Below are 15,024 nucleotides of genomic sequence, written 5' to 3' on the forward strand. Positions count from 1 at the left end.
CGATAGTATTGTTAAGTTGTGTTTATTATTCGGCTTTAAGCTTCATAAGTGGCGTTCCTGTCATTTCTTGCGGAATTGGCAAACCTGCAATTGCTAACAGGCTTGGTGCAACATCTGATAATACGCCTCGCTCTTTTATAGGCGTTGCATTTCGACCAACATAGACAAAAGGCACTAAAAAGTTGGTATGTGCGGTGTGTGGCTGGCCAGTTTCATGATCAGTCATTTTTTCTGCATTGCCATGATCGGCGGTAATGATAGCTTCACCGCCAGTAGATTGCAGGGCATTAATAATTTTGCCGAGACAGGTATCTAATGCATTGATGGCTTCTACCGTTGCATCAAAGTTGCCGGTGTGGCCAACCATATCTGGATTGGCAAAGTTGCAGATTATAAAATCATATTTTTTGGATTCAATTGCAGCAATCAATTTTTCAGTTAATAGCGGGGCATTCATTTCAGGTTGCTGATCGTAGGTTGCGACGGATGGGCTGGGAATGAGTAAACGATCTTCCCCTTCAAAAGGCGTTTCAACTCCCCCGTTAAAGAAAAATGTTACATGAGCATATTTCTCGGTTTCAGCGATTCGTAATTGGGTTTTGCCTAAGTCTTGTAAATGCTCACCTAATACTTTGGGTAGTTTTAGGGGGGAAAACGCACAAGGGGCCTGAATGTCTGCGGCATACTGCGTGAGCATGACAAATTGGATGGCAGGTATTTTACGCTGAAATCCAGCAAAGTTATCATCAACAAACGCACGGGTCATCTGGCGCGCTCTATCTGCACGATAATTCATAAAAATGACGCTATCTCCGTCTTCAATGGGCTGTTTTTCGCCAATGATAGTCGGTTTAATAAATTCGTCGTTATCTCCTCGTTGGTAGGAGTGAAGTAGTCCTTCAACCGCATTGGAGACGCTAAATTCAGCTTGCGCGTTGGCTATGGCATCAAATGATTGCTTGACTCTGTCCCAGCGTTCATCTCTGTCCATTGAAAAGTAGCGTCCACAAATTGTTGCAAATCGCCCGGCTTTGAGGCGGTTAAATAACAATTCCATTTCTTCAATATATAAAGATGCACTTTGTGGTGGTGTGTCTCGTCCATCGAGAAATGCGTGTAAATAAATTTTTGTCACGCCTTTATCGGCAGCCAACTTGATAACTGCCTTGATGTGCTCAATATGACTGTGCACGCCACCATCGGATAATAATCCCATGATATGTAGCGACTTACCGTTGCTGCGTACTTGCTCAATTGCATCACAAATTGCTGGATTGGTTTGAAAGCGTCCTTCATCAATGGCTTTACTGATGCGAGTAAAGTCCTGATAAACAACTCGCCCTGAGCCCAAATTTAAGTGACCTACTTCAGAATTACCCATTTGTTCATGTGGCAAGCCAACATCTTCGCCAGACCCTGAAACCAGAGTATGAGGATAAGTTTGCCAGAGCTGATCCCAAACGGGTGTTTGCGCAGCCATAATTGCGTTTGAGTCAGGCGATTCACTGTATCCCCAACCATCCATAATTATTAGAGCGATAGGTCTGTTTTGCATCATCTGTTTAAAATTAATACTAATTACATCATGAATTGTTGATTATACACGAATTCCTTAGGATGTGATTTATTGCTAAACTGAGTTTTAATTACCAAGATATAATATTTTGCTTAAGATGGTAGGATAATTTCTATTGGATTTGGTCCGAACTCCTTATAAAACAATCAATTACAATAAAAATCGTATTTAATCGAGGCAATTCTGAGTTTCATGCAACAACATATACTGCCCATTTATCGGACCGGTTGGTTTTATTTACTGATTTTATTTTTATTGATTTTTTTTGTTATCGTCAGTGCAAACCAGTTTCGTTGGATAGAACAATTTAATCGAGACCAGCTCTTTCATAGTTTACCGGTAAAATCGCAGAGTCCGAACATTATCAGAATAAAGTCGACATTTAATCCGTCTGATTTAGAAAAATTATTGCCTGTAATCGCATCTTATCCTGATATACCAGTTGTCTTATTAGGAAAAAACAACGCTTCAGTTCAAACAATGCTCGAATCACAAATCGATTGGTCGCAAAGATTGGGACGAGTGATTATTGGTTCGACCGAGACTTCATCTGCCACCCAAATCAATCTTAGCGTCCCCCTTGAGGTCCCTTTTTACCACTGGTTAACTCTCTTGAGATTTGAAACTTTACAGCCAGTAAAATGGATGACTTCAAGCCGCATTATTTACTCCCCTCTAGCTTTTGAGTCTAATCATCGACCTGCTAATGGCATACCATTAATTTGGCAAAAACATAATAAATTTTATTTAAGTCTGGTTGGTGAAGTTTTTAGAGAAGTTATAACGCAGGACAAAATGCGTGGCAATGCTCTGTCTAATGGAGCCTATAAGCATAATACCGGTAATGAGCATTTCAAAATTGTTACCGATTGGAACGCTCAGTTGTTTTTTGCTGGTCAGCAGTGGTCTGTTGGGTTTGATGCGACGATTTTTAGTGCTGGAGAAACAATCACTGCGCTTTCGTCCGAGTCTTTAATGAAACGTTCTAACAATCAATCAACACAACTATTGATTATTGAAGATGGCAGTATTCCTGATACGGATAATGTCATACGCACAATTGAACAGCTAATCTCTCAACAATATTATTCACAGAGTTTATTGACGCTTTTGTTACAGTGGGGGTTGTTAATCTGTGGTATTTTTCTTTTTTGGTTGCTGCGCAAAACAAAATTTATGATTCGTTTTGCTAGTTTGAGTGGATTTATTTTGCTCACATTAACTTTACAATATATTGCGTCTACTCAATATCAGTGGCTATCAGTCATTCCAACGATCATATGTGTCATTATTTGTGCCATTATTTTTCAATGCTACCAGCGAGAATTTGACCGATTTAATCAAATTAATTTACGTCATAATGAATTACTCGCTGATTCGCTATTGATATATTATCAAACACAAAATTTTGAAAAGCTGAATAATTATTTAATACAGTCCTACCCCGATCTTAAATTGGTGAACCGTGCCTTTGACTTTGCGCTTGAAGCCGAGTCTCATCACCATCAATCGATTGCTCAAAAAATTTATCAGTGGATTGTTTTACACTTTCCTAAACATACTGACAGTCAAGAGAAACTGACCGCTTTCAATCAGCAAATTGCCAGCGAAACACTCGAAGGTACGTTGGTTATAGAGGATGAAAGTGGTTTAGCCCGGACTACTGCGGGGGCAATTACTGCACCGCATTGGCAGGTTGAAAAATTTGGGCGATATCAAGTGGAAGGTATATTGGGTAAAGGAGCGATGGGGATTGTATTTCAGGGCGTTGATCCCAAAATCAACCGACATGTTGCGATTAAAACTTTACAGCTTTCGATGGATACGGGGAGTGATGAAATTGATCAATTAAAAGCGCGTTTTTTCCGTGAAGCTGAAACTGCCGGGAATTTAAGTCATGCCAATATAGTGACTATTTATGATGTGGGAGAAGAGGGCGATTTAGGTTATATCGCAATGGATTTGCTGACTGGAGCGCCATTGTCGGAGTTTATCAAAGTTGAAAACCTGTTACCGGCACCACTGATTTACCAGTTAATGATTCAAATTACCGACGCATTGGACTATGCGCACAAGCAAAATGTTGTGCATCGTGATATTAAACCTGCCAACATTATTTTTGATGATGAGATTCAGCGAGTAACACTTACTGACTTTGGTATTGCCTGTGTTACCGATAAAAGTAAAACTCGAACAGGGACAATTATCGGTAGTCCTTATTATATGTCTCCTGAGCAGATATTAGGCAGCAAAGTGGATGGGCGAAGTGACATTTTTAGTTTGGGAATCACAATGTACCAGTTGTTAAGTGGTCATCTGCCATTTGAAGGGGAGTCCATTGCCAGCGTTGCTTACCATATAACCAAGTCAAAACCTGCCTCGTTAAAAAGTTGGAACAGCAAACTACCGGCCAGTGCAATTCGTATTACCAATAAAGCAATGAATAAAGATATCGACAAGCGTTATCAAACTGCCCAGGAGTTTAAATTGGCTTTAATTAATGCTTTAAAACGCGATTTTAAAAAAGCCCCATTGGTGTGATTTACTGCTATGGTTATATATTGTGGGGGCGAATTAATATTTACTTCAAACAAAATAATCGTTTGCGTCGATTAATCAACAGGGCGATTGGGTGAGTTTTCAAGTAGAAACTATTTCTGAGCAAGGTAACTTTCGAGATAATAACGAAGACGCTATTGCGTGGGGCGTGGGGCCGCAGCAGCAGTTTTGTTGGATGGTTATTGCTGACGGTATGGGCGGTCATCAGGCGGGAGAGGTGGCCAGTGAAATGTTGCTTGCAATCTTTCGCCAAGCGATGCAGCAAATCGAAGTGCATCAACTGAAGCAACTAAACTGGGCAGAAAAACTGCCACTGCTAATGCAATCGGCTAATCAGCAGATATTTCAGTCTGCACAATCGAATAAAGCGCTTGCTGGCATGGGAACGACGGGCGTTGTCTTAGTGCTCACTAGCCAAATGTATCATTTGGCATGGGTTGGCGACTCACGAGCGTATCAAATTGTTGACGGTCATCTAATCCAAAAAACGAAAGATCATACGGCTATTCAATATTTGCTTGATAAGGGGGTTATTAGTCAGGCAGATGCCTCTCGCTCAAACACTCGACATTTGTTGGCTAAAGCCATTGGTACTCAGTTAAATGTAGAAACTGATTATCTATCAGGCGTACGGGCTTCGGATGATCAGTGGTTTTTATCAACGGATGGATTGCATGATTTTATAGTAGACCAACAGCTAACTGAGCAGCTTAACTTGTATTTGGAACAAAAAAACACATTGAAAACTCTGATTGAGCTGGCAATTGCCAACGGCAGCACAGACAATATAACCCTTGGTATAGTAAAAAATATCTGAATTTCAGCATGTTCAATTTTGTGCATTATGTCTACATAGTTGTATAACTGCATAGTTGTATAACTGCATAGTTGTATAACTGCATAGTTGTATAACTGCATAGTTGTATAACTGCATAGTTGATAGTGACTGCAAACCGTTTAAGTAAAAAGTTTGATAAGCAGGAGATTTTTTTCATGGCCTATTTAGCCTTGATTGTTGAAGATGTCGTCATTAATAAATGGGAAATTACTGATGAAGTGGTAATTATTGGGCGGGCCAAAGATTGTGATATTCAAATTGATGATCAATCGGTCAGCTCAAAACATGCGAGAGTGGTAGTCGAGGCCGATCCGTATCTAGAAGGGGCCAGTGTGTATTTCCTGGAAGATTTAAAAAGTACCAATGGAACTGAATTAAATGGTAAGAAAGTCAAACGTGAAAAAATTATGGATAGTGACATGCTAAAAATTGGATTTAATCAATTTCGTTTTGTCAGTGGCCAACATAATCCGCTGGAAGAAACAGCTGTAATTGTCAATTAATCTGTTTTCCTGCGTCACTTACTTCTATACAATTCCCGACCTGCCTGTGGCAATCAATGTTGATGAGCCTTTGCTCAGGCGGGGAATTGTCAGGCATCTCTTCTTCCAGCCATCATAAAAAAACAACTTCCCTTCGTGCAGCGTAGAATTTATGCGTCTTGTATGTGTATAATGCTGGCCCCCAGCTAGGTGGGATATTGTATTAGAATGATCTAATTAAAGGCGAGTTATGGCTGAGTTTTATGAATTTTTAATGAGACACTGGGAGTTGTCTCTGGGGTGGGGGATTCTGGCAGTTTTGCTTTTAATCACTCAAATCAAGCACATGGCTGTTGGTCCCAAATCAATTACGACACAAATACTGACCAATCTGGTGAATCGTGAAGATGGTGTTGTTGTTGATATTCGAGGACAAAGTGAATTTGGAAAAGGGCATATTCAGGGTGCAGTGAATATGCCAATGAGCAAATTAAAAGATAATTATAAAGACCTTGAAAAATATCAAGGGAAACCCATTATCATGGTTTGCGCTAATGGTATACAAGTCAATGCTGCCTGCGAAATTTTGCGAAAAGCGGGAATTTCACCACTTTATAAATTAGCTGGTGGTATGGCATCATGGACTGGCGATAACTTGCCACTAGTAAAATAACAATAAATCGCTCAAAGCAATCGACCAGGCATTACCTGCACTAACTTCGCTAGTAATGACAAACCGTACTGAATAAAAGAGAGAAATTATGACTGATCAAGTAGACCAAAATGCCGAAGTTGCAGGCAACGAAGAAAATGCGCCTCAATTTGCTATTCAGCGTATTTACGTAAAAGACATTTCTTTTGAAGCACCCAATTTGCCTGAAATGTTTAGTGTTGAATACAAACCCGAAGTAAAAATGGAAATGAACAGCAAGTCTCGCCAAGTGGCTGAAGATCATTTTGAAGTGGTTTTAAGTGTTACCTTAAGTGCTGAAATTGCTGAAAAAACTGCTTTTTTAGTCGAAGTGCAACAAGCGGGACTGTTTTTCATTAAAAACTTTAATGAGCAACAAACCCACCAATTGCTTGGTGCAGCAGCTCCTGAAGCGTTATACCCTTATGTGCGTGAAGTTGTTTCAAGCCTGATTGGCAAAACCGGATTTCCGCCAATTCAATTAGCACCTGTTAATTTTATGGGGCTTTATATGGAAAGGATGCAACAGGCACAACAAGAGCAAGCCGCAGTTGAATCTTCGGGCTCAGAAACTGTTCAATAATTAATTGGCTGATAAATGGCTGATTTATTTAACCGCCCAATAGCGGTGCTTGGAGCCGGCTCATTTGGTACTGCTCTGGCTATTTTGCTGGCTCGTAATGGAAATCAGACGATACTTTGGGGAAGAGACTCTGCCCAGGTTAAACAAATTAGCCTGAATGGTGAAAATCAACGATATCTTCCCGGCGTTAAACTCCCTGAAAAATTACAGGTAACAGCTGATTTTAATCAGGCTGTTGCTAACGCTTTTGATATTCTGGTGGTAACGCCAAGTTATGCATTTTCTGAAACACTTCAGCAAATTCGTCAAATCAAACAAAAGCAAGATGATTTAAGAATCATTTGGGCTTGTAAGGGGCTTGAACCTGAAACCAGCGAGTTCCTTGATACCCGGGTTATTGAAATACTGGGTGAGAATTGTCCAAAAGCGGTGTTATCTGGACCAACTTTTGCCAAAGAGTTGGCGGTTGGCTCGCCTACTGCGATTACACTAGGGGCTGATGATGGCAATTTTGCCAGTGACTTAAGTCAGCGTCTGGTCAATGATACATTTCGTGTGTACTTAAGTTCCGATCTTAAAGGTGTTCAATTTGGCGGTGCTTTTAAAAATATTGTCGCAATTGGCGCTGGTATCGCCGACGGATTAGGATTCGGTGCGAATGCCAGAACGGCATTAATTACTCGCGGATTGGCAGAAATGATGCGCATGGGAGAAAAGCTTGGTGGACGTAAAGAAACATTTACCGGGATGGCCGGCCTAGGCGATTTAATTTTAACTTGTACCGACGACCAGTCGCGAAATCGGCGTTTTGGACTGGCCATTGGCAAAGGCGCCACAATTGAAAAAGCAGCTAATGAAATCGGGCAGGTTGTTGAAGGCGTACGTAATACCAAGGAAGTGAAGCATCTGGCAGAAATGCACGGTGTTGATATGCCAATTTGTCAGGCGATATATGGGATTCTTTATTTAGATCAGGATCCTAAACAAGTTGCCAGGCAGTTATTAACTCGCACTTTAAAAGTTGAAGGTGATTGAGTTTTCAATTCTTAATGTGAATTCAAAATTATGTTTCATATTGCCTTATTTGAACCCCAGATTGCACCCAATACGGGTAATATAATGCGATTGGTCGCTAATAACGGCTGTCGACTTCATTTGATTGAACCGCTAGGGTTCGATTTAGATGAAAAAAAAGTTAGAAGAGCTGGACTGGATTATCGTGATCTGGAAAACACAACGCTGCATGCTGATTTCTGGTCATTTAAAGAGAAAATGAAGGGCCATCGAATTTATGCCTGTACTACCAAGGGGACGGTTGCATATAGCGACGTCCAATACGGCCAAGATGATATTTTATTGTTTGGTGCAGAAACACATGGTCTTGCTCCTGATGTGATGCAAAGTATTCCGCCAGATATGCGAGTTCGTGTGCCAATGATGGAAAACAACCGTAGTCTTAATTTATCGAATACCGTTGCAATTATCAGTTACGAAGCTTGGCGGCAAAATCATTTTTCAGGAAGCGTCGATTCACATTTGTAGAGTTAGTGATGACAGCTGCTAAGCCTTTAAACGTGTTATTTAAGATGACCAATTGGGAAAGGTTGTTTGCGGTTTGTGTTCAATGAAAAAATTAAACTTGTTATTGGTATTTTAACTGATCACACTTAATTTAAAATCCAGCCTCTTTAGTATTGTCTATTTAATATCATCTACTCAATATTTAAAGTATGAATATTTAAAGTATGAATATTTAAAGTATGAATATTTAAAGCATGGTCATTTGCTTCTTGAAAACAATCATGTTAAAACGCTAAATTTTCCGCATAATGGAATGAATTTTTATGGAAAATCTTGAGCTTGATAATATACAACCTGATAATCATAAACCGGCTGATATAATGCTTGAACAAGTTGAGACAAATATCAAGTATGGCGCTTATCGTAAAGCCCTTTCTCTGGCACAATCAAGCTGGGGGGATTTTCAAACCTGGCGCACCCCCCAACAATTATTAAAGCTTATTGTCATTCTCAATAAATTAGGGCGACCTCGCGCCGCAGATTTCCTCCGCTTAAAACTATGGCGACAAAACCCCGGAAATAGTGAATTAGCGGTGAATGCGGCATATTCACTCATTTATCGCCAAGGACCTGATGCCATGTGGAACCTGGCAAATCAACATTTACAAAGTGAACAGCTCAATCATGAGTTGCGTGCTGAGTGGTTGTTATTTAAAAGCCAGATTTGTGCAAGAATGAAAGATTTTGAGCAAGCAAAATATTTTTATGAACAATCGACTCAATATGCACAGAATCTTTGGAGTGAGCGAGTTGCAGGATATTTGTTGATTGAACAGGAAGAATATGAGCAAGCGTATCAATTTATGGCGGCGCTCTATCAACAATATCCGTATGAGAAAGTATTGCTGCAACTTATTCAGACGATGGATTATGTTGACGAAAACAATGCTCAGCGCATTTTATTGTTGGAGCAAGAAAAAGATAAATTTGAATCTGTCAGTTTACTATTTGCATTGGCGTTTGAATATAAAGTGGCGGGATTATGGGCGCCATTAATAAACGTCATAGCAGAAATTGAGCAGCTTAAGTTGGGAGATGAAAAATTAATTGATGAAAAGCTTGCCTATTTGAAAGGGAGTGCTGCTCTGGGACAAGAAAACTTTGAGGATGCCGTTGCTTATTTTAAAAAGAATACCTCGTCATTTTGTCAAACAATTGCAAATAATATCGAGCAGTGTCAACAGCCAAAAACAAAAAAAATTGATGTCCCTTTTTTAAAGCAAAAATCTATGACTTGTGCGCCTGCTTCAATGGCGGCTATTTTAAAGTTTCATGGATATGACTTTGAGCAATCAGAAATAGCAGAGCAAATTTGTTATGACGGTACACCAGACTACCTGGAAAGAAAATGGTTAAATGATAATGCAATTCCTTTTCGAGAGTTTGATCTGACCGAAACCTCAGCAATTGAACTACTTGACCATGATTTACCTTTTGCTTTAGTAACAGGGTATGCCAGTATTAATCATATGCAAGTTGTAAAAGGTTATGATATACGTAAAGGAATCCTTTATTTAATGGACCCTGCCGATGCTAATTGCACAGAGGTTTTATTCAAGGAAGTGATTGCTGCTAATCAGGTAACTGGACCAAGATGTCTGGTTTTTGCCAGTGAAGAAAAATTGGCGAATATTCAGCATATGTCTCTTAAATCTGAAAACATTTATCTGCTTAGCGATAAATATCATACTGCATTACGAGCCCATCAACTGACGCAAGCCGCAAAAATACTTGATGAATTAAATTCAGCTTATCCCGATGAGCGTTTAACATTATTAGCTCAGGGAGCAATGGCTAATTATTATAATCGAGAACAGGAGTACTTCGAAGTTTATCAAAAGCTGGATGAAAAATTTCCTGATGTTAGCTGGATTGTCAGTTCACGATATTATGCTTACTTTTCCTTGGGACAGCGTAACAATGGGATTGAATATTTACTCGAAAAAGTCGACAAAAATTTAAATGCAGAACTAACGGAAACGCTTTTTCTAGAAATTTATGATGATAGCCGTTACCAAGATAGAATTAAACCGATTATCAATAAAATACAGCGCTATGCGCTAAGTAGTGCCGAATCAAATTGGTTGTTAGGGCACTATTATTCTAATCAAAATGATTTAGAAACTGCCGCTCGTTTATATCGTTGGGCGCTAAGTCTTGATGATAAAAATGAAAAATATAGCGAAAGCTTTTTTAAATCTTATCGTTTGATAGGCAAAGAACAAGAGGCATTACAGTTACTAAATGCCCGCTGGGATGTTTTTCAAAAAAAATCCAATGGACCTGCTATTTCCTTATATTATGCGTTGGAATCTCTTGACCGAGAGCAAGAAGGCTTGCAAGTCATTACTCAAAGTTTGTCTCACTTGCCTGAAGATAAAAAGTTAATTTATTTCTATTTATCAAAATTACTTGCTGTGAGTGAGTTGGATAAGTTTAAAACTGAATTTGAGCGTATTGGCAACAAACTATCTTCGTCTGAGCAATTAGCTTTAAATGGGCGGTATTATCAAAATATTGATGAAGCCGAAAAAGCACTCAACTGCTTTCATCAATTGATTAAAAATGATGAGCAGTCACTTTATTATTATCATGATTTGTTTCGTTTAATGAAAAATCTTGGGCAAGACTCTGAGATTGATAATATCTTGGTTAAGCTAGAAGCAGAACTGGGATTAACGCGGAATTTATGTAGTTTAATTATTGATTGGACTGCCGATGAACATAAAAAATATGTCTATCTAAAAAAGTATATCGATGAGCATCCTTATGAAATTAACCGGATAGGTCAGTTAGTCAAAGAATACTTAACTAATTATCAGTTAGACGACGCCCAGCAAGTTCTTGATAATGCCTTATCGGTAAAACCAAATGATTGTACCTTACTTTATTTGAGTGCTGAAGTTGCACTGAAAAAAAATCAAATGACTCAGGCAAAAGCACTGGCATGGTCGGCAATTGGCAGTGATATTGATAGTGATGAAGCATTTGACATATTAGTTCGAACACATATTGGTGCTGATGAACGATACCAAATGCTAATGGATTTTGTCTCGTTAATTCATCAGTCAACCACCTTTGGTGACTCAATGTGGAATTTTTGGTTTGCTGCACAAGCCTGGGTGTCGCAAGAAGAAATTCTACAAATATGTGAATCTTTCTTCGAACGCAAAACTGATAGCTGGTATAGCTGGGTGCTGCTGGCCAAACAATATGTCACTTTAGAAAAGCTTGATAAAGCATTATCTTTAATTGAACAAGCAAGCGATAAGTTTCCTCTGGTTCCTCGTGTTTATTTAGAAAAAGGTGAAATTTATTTGCTTCAAGGTCAAACGACAAAGGCAATTGAAGCATTCCAACAAGCATTAAAACTTAACCCTGCCTGGTCTTATCTTTCTCGTCGACTTTCAGAAATTTATGAATCTAATGGTCGAGACGAGTTAGCCATTAAGGTTCTAGAGAAAGCAGGACGATTTGATAGTGAAGATGGTATTACCTGGGGGCTTTTAGCTGATATTTATTACCGTCGCGGTAATATTGAAGAAGCCGTTACATACTTAAAAAAAGCCGTACGATTAGAAATTGATTATCCATGGGCATGGGATAAGTTAGCAGACTGGGGGAAAGAGATTTCACAAGATGAGTTAGCCTTAAATGTCGCCAAGCAGTTAACTGATAGATATCCACTTTCACCCACTTGCTGGTTGTATAATGCTCGTACCCAAACTGATGCCGCTGCTGCTATTGCAAGCTTTGAAAAAGGGTTGCAGCTTGAACCCTTGCATGTCGGATTGAATCGTGACTACATTCTATTTTTAATTGAGCAAAAACAATATGATGCAGCCGCTTTTTTAATTGAAGAAAAAAAATGGTGCAATGATCCTCCAGTTACTATTCAAATTTTAAAAGCAGATATTTTTCATGCGCAAGCAAAATATGGTGAAGCACTGGAGTTTTTAAAAAGCTGGCTTGAAAAGCATCAATATATTTCTTTTGGCTGGCAAAAGTTATTGCGCTGGAGTGAAAACTTTCATCAGGTTAAGACAACAGTTGAGGCTGCTCATCATTTAGTTAAGCTAGAGCCAAACAATGCTTATCTGCTAAGTTTATGTTCTGATATGTTATTAAAGTATGGCGAAAAAATGGATCAGCAAAAAGCCTACGAACTAGCTGAAAAAGCTTTTTTGATTGAACCTAATAATCCATTTATTGCTTATACCTGGATTGACATGCTGCTTCATCATAAGGATTTCATCAAGCTGGAAAAAGTTGAGCAAATTACTTATCGATTGATCACAGATCCGCTGTTGGATATTCGAAAAATGATGCGTTTGATTATGCAGCAACAATATGATGAAACATTAACAATTTGGGAAAGCGTTTTACAGGCCAATGTAGATAACTATTGGATTTATAATCAAGCATTTAATATTACTGAAGATAAAAATATTCGAATTAAACTGTTTGAAAAGTTAAATGATTTTATTGAAAATAATACCGCTTGCATTGCAATTTATCGTAAGTGGGCTAATGTGATTTTGCAGCAAAATTCAGATGATAAAAAAGTTATTGAATATTTAACTGGCCGAATAGATGACGACTGCTGGCATGTTATATGTGGGGAGTACTTGGACTTTTTGATTCAGCACCGTAAAAAAATAGCTAAGGAAATTTATGTCAATTATCACGATAAAATTAGAAGTCATGATGAACTGTTTGGCAGCATGGGATATCTATTACAACTGACAGAGTCTGAAAAAGAGGTCATTAAGTGGTATGAATCACGGACATTAGACAGTCACCTGCCCGCCTATGCCGTTTATCATTATCAATGGGTGTTAATGTATATTGGTGATTGGCAAAAAGCGCAAACTGTCAATCAGGTTTTACTGACTTGTGAGCCTGACCACTCATATAGTAACGCTTGTCTGTGGGCCGGATTGTTTAAAGTTGTTAACACCGGCATTTGTGAGAAAAATGACTTAATCAATATTGACTGGGATGAACTAGTTGAAATTGAGCAGTATGTCTGTTGTTTGCTCGAAGCATTTTACTATAAACAAGGTAGGCCGCTATTTGAATCAACGTCGCAGGTTTCTGCTTCACTTAGGCGCGCTCAGGATCATTTTCCTCCAGTTGAAAAATCACCCATAGCGATTGCAGTCAAACAAAAAGTAAAAAGTATCTTGTCGGAAGAAATCCAAGATTATGGATTTTTTACCCGATTAAGATTGAAGTTTTGGCTTTACTTAAGATTTTAAAATAGTCTAAAGGGCTAGCTCATTTAATAAATTCTGATATTGATAGTAAATGTTAGATCTTTACCCAACCAACAGAAAAGGTATGCGCATGTCTTCTCCGAAGAAAAATATTATTCAGTCTTTGCTAGATACTGATCTGTATAAGTTGACTATGATGCAAACAGTATTGCATTATTTTCCAGCGGCAGAAGTTGAGTACACTTTTAAGTGTCGTACCCAAGGGGTCGATCTTTTTCAGTATGTGAATGAAATTCGAGATGAAGTTGCACAGCTATGCCAATTAAGATTTACCGAAAATGAAATCCATTATCTCAGCCACATTTATTACCTAAAACCCGACTTTGTTCAATTTTTAAGATTGTTTCAATTAAATCGACATTACGTACATTTTGGCAAAGACGATTCGGGACAACTTGAAATTAAAGTTATTGGTCCGTGGTTACATACCATTATGTTTGAAGTGCCTATTCTAGCTATTGTTGAAGAAGTTTTTTCCCGTAATCAGTATCCCGCGCTGGATTTAAAAGAGGGGCAGAAAAAACTTGCAGAGAAAACCAAATTGATTAATGTTCATCCTCTGGGGGGGCAATTAAAAATCATGGAGTTTGGTACACGCCGCCGTTTTAATCGTGAATGGCAAAAGCATGTGCTAAGACATTTGTATCGTAGCATCGAGTCTAATTTGGTAGGTACCAGCAATGTGTTTTTAGCGAGAGAATTAGGCATAAGACCGCTTGGTACAATGGCGCATGAATATTTGCAAGCCTTTCAAGCTTTAGGACCAAGGCTCATAGACAGCCAAAAAATAGCACTAGATGTTTGGGCTAAAGAATATCGGGGCGACTTGGGAATTGCATTGACAGATGTCGTTGGTGTTAACGCATTTATTCGGGATTTTGATCGTTATTTTGCCAAATTGTTTGATGGCGTCAGACATGATAGTGGTTGTCCTTTTGAATGGGCAAATAAAATGATTGCGCATTATGAATCGTTGGGCGTTGATCCGAAAACTAAAAGTCTGGTCTTTAGCGATAGTTTAACTATTCCATTAGCATTTGAACTACTCGAAGTTTTTAAAGATAAAACAAATCCGGTATTTGGCATCGGCACAGATCTCACCAATGATGTCGGCGTTACACCCTTAAGTATTGTCATGAAAATGACTCGCTGCAATGGCCAACCTGTTGCAAAAATCAGCGACAGCCCTGGAAAAACAATGTGTCGCGATAAAGAATATCTCACTTATTTAAAGAAAGTTTTTGCAATTCAATAAATCGTAATGCTTTTGCTTGGCTGAGTGACTGGTAACTGACAGTTAACCGCAAAGGTCACTCACTGCAACTTTCACCCATAATTCCCAAGCTTTTCTGAATTTTCCACGTGCCCAATATCGCCATTTGGTATCGAATAAGAACAACAAATTATTAAAACCATTACGTTAATCAGCTATTTT

The 15,024-nt window shown here is 38.8% G+C and carries 10 protein-coding genes; 9 read left to right on the forward strand and 1 reads right to left on the reverse strand.

The features are described 5' to 3' along the window. Positions 1-25: 25 nt before the first annotated feature. Positions 26-1,558 (reverse strand): 2,3-bisphosphoglycerate-independent phosphoglycerate mutase, encoded by a 1,533-nt coding sequence (gene gpmI / locus ABVT42_RS19910; protein ID WP_353897668.1) that lies wholly within the window; start codon positions 1,556-1,558, stop codon positions 26-28. Between the two features lie 210 nt (positions 1,559-1,768). On the opposite strand from gpmI, the gene ABVT42_RS19915 reads away from it, so the two are divergent. From ABVT42_RS19915 to pncB, 9 genes are all read left to right on the forward strand, one after another. Then, positions 1,769-4,117: a serine/threonine-protein kinase gene (locus ABVT42_RS19915; protein ID WP_353897667.1), complete on the forward strand. Its 2,349-nt coding sequence runs from the start codon at positions 1,769-1,771 to the stop codon at positions 4,115-4,117. Between the two features lie 91 nt (positions 4,118-4,208). Then, complete coding sequence (locus tag ABVT42_RS19920) at positions 4,209-4,952, forward strand: PP2C family protein-serine/threonine phosphatase (RefSeq protein WP_353897666.1); 744 nt, start codon at positions 4,209-4,211, stop codon at positions 4,950-4,952. Positions 4,953-5,128: 176 nt separating this feature from the next. After that, complete coding sequence (locus ABVT42_RS19925) at positions 5,129-5,476, forward strand: FHA domain-containing protein (RefSeq protein ID WP_353897665.1); 348 nt, start codon at positions 5,129-5,131, stop codon at positions 5,474-5,476. A 229-nt stretch (positions 5,477-5,705) separates the two neighbouring features. Beyond that, positions 5,706-6,128 carry a rhodanese-like domain-containing protein gene (locus ABVT42_RS19930; RefSeq protein WP_353897664.1) on the forward strand — a complete coding sequence of 141 codons (423 nt, stop codon included), beginning with the start codon at positions 5,706-5,708 and terminating at the stop codon, positions 6,126-6,128. A gap of 88 nt (positions 6,129-6,216) precedes the next feature. Continuing rightward, positions 6,217-6,729, forward strand: a complete 513-nt coding sequence (gene secB, locus ABVT42_RS19935) for a protein-export chaperone SecB (protein ID WP_353897663.1) — start codon at positions 6,217-6,219, stop codon at positions 6,727-6,729. A gap of 15 nt (positions 6,730-6,744) precedes the next feature. Further along, positions 6,745-7,764, forward strand: coding sequence for an NAD(P)H-dependent glycerol-3-phosphate dehydrogenase (locus tag ABVT42_RS19940; RefSeq protein ID WP_353897662.1), 1,020 nt, complete (start codon positions 6,745-6,747; stop codon positions 7,762-7,764). 30 nt (positions 7,765-7,794) lie between these two features. Continuing rightward, positions 7,795-8,271, forward strand: a complete 477-nt coding sequence (locus ABVT42_RS19945; RefSeq protein WP_353897661.1) for a tRNA (cytidine(34)-2'-O)-methyltransferase — start codon at positions 7,795-7,797, stop codon at positions 8,269-8,271. Positions 8,272-8,573: 302 nt separating this feature from the next. After that, entirely contained in the window at positions 8,574-13,571 is a 4,998-nt protein-coding gene (locus ABVT42_RS19950; protein ID WP_353897660.1) for a tetratricopeptide repeat protein, read from the forward strand. A gap of 49 nt (positions 13,572-13,620) precedes the next feature. Then, positions 13,621-14,844: a nicotinate phosphoribosyltransferase gene (gene pncB, locus ABVT42_RS19955; RefSeq protein ID WP_367024298.1), complete on the forward strand. Its 1,224-nt coding sequence runs from the start codon at positions 13,621-13,623 to the stop codon at positions 14,842-14,844. The last annotated feature ends 180 nt before the right edge of the window (positions 14,845-15,024 follow it).

The organism is Aliikangiella maris (genome assembly GCF_040719265.1).
Taxonomy (GTDB): Bacteria; Pseudomonadota; Gammaproteobacteria; order Enterobacterales; family Kangiellaceae; genus Aliikangiella; species Aliikangiella maris.

Excerpts from the sequence above, each read along its gene's own strand:
- pncB (WP_367024298.1), top strand. The coding sequence starts at position 13,621 with ATGTTAGATCTTTACCCAACCAACAGAAAAGGTATGCGCATGTCTTCT.
- ABVT42_RS19950 (WP_353897660.1), top strand. The coding sequence starts at position 8,574 with ATGGAAAATCTTGAGCTTGATAATATACAACCTGATAATCATAAACCG.
- ABVT42_RS19930 (WP_353897664.1), top strand. The coding sequence starts at position 5,706 with ATGGCTGAGTTTTATGAATTTTTAATGAGACACTGGGAGTTGTCTCTG.
- ABVT42_RS19945 (WP_353897661.1), top strand. The coding sequence starts at position 7,795 with ATGTTTCATATTGCCTTATTTGAACCCCAGATTGCACCCAATACGGGT.
- ABVT42_RS19915 (WP_353897667.1), top strand. The coding sequence starts at position 1,769 with ATGCAACAACATATACTGCCCATTTATCGGACCGGTTGGTTTTATTTA.
- gpmI (WP_353897668.1), bottom strand. The coding sequence starts at position 1,558 with ATGATGCAAAACAGACCTATCGCTCTAATAATTATGGATGGTTGGGGA.
- secB (WP_353897663.1), top strand. The coding sequence starts at position 6,217 with ATGACTGATCAAGTAGACCAAAATGCCGAAGTTGCAGGCAACGAAGAA.
- ABVT42_RS19940 (WP_353897662.1), top strand. The coding sequence starts at position 6,745 with ATGGCTGATTTATTTAACCGCCCAATAGCGGTGCTTGGAGCCGGCTCA.
- ABVT42_RS19925 (WP_353897665.1), top strand. The coding sequence starts at position 5,129 with ATGGCCTATTTAGCCTTGATTGTTGAAGATGTCGTCATTAATAAATGG.